Source organism: Pelosinus baikalensis, assembly GCF_020819555.1.
Classification (GTDB): Bacteria; Bacillota; Negativicutes; order DSM-13327; family DSM-13327; genus Pelosinus; species Pelosinus baikalensis.
In genome coordinates, this window is the sequence record NZ_JAJHJB010000159.1 from 1 (window position 1) to 510 (window position 510).

Consider the following 510-nt stretch of genomic DNA (forward strand, 5'->3'; position numbering starts at 1 on the left):
AAATCGCCAATTCCTGATCCAGTCATTTTACATTCCATGGCATCGCCCTCTACTATCGCCTGGGTCATGCATCAAAAGTTCGTCAATGCCATTCCTTTGTACCGTCAGGAAAAAGAATGGCAGATGCTTGGAGTGAGCTTAAGCCGAGCAACAATGTCAAACTGGATTTTAGCTGCTGCACGAGATTGGCTTATTCCTCTAGTGGATTTACTTCATCAACAGATACTGCAGGAGAATTACTTGCATGTCGACGAAACTACGGTTTCAGTCATGCAGGAAGAAGGCCGCAAAAATACCACAGACTCGTACATGTGGGTGTACAGCACTGGTCAATATGCCAAGCATTCAATTCGGATCTTTGAGTATCAGCCTGGCAGAGGCGGCAGTTATCCCAAGAGATTCCTCAAAGGATTTGAAGGATATTTACATACCGATGCCTACGCTGGATACAACAGAGTGCCGAAGATCACCCGTTGTTTATGCTGGGCGCATGTTCGCAGGAAATTTGTT

At 45.7% G+C, this 510-nt stretch carries 1 protein-coding gene; it reads left to right on the forward strand.

All coding sequences use genetic code 11. From position 1 onward, the window contains the following. A partial coding sequence (tnpC, locus tag LMF89_RS25590) for an IS66 family transposase (protein ID WP_229537610.1) occupies positions 1-510 on the forward strand: 510 nt, incomplete at both ends.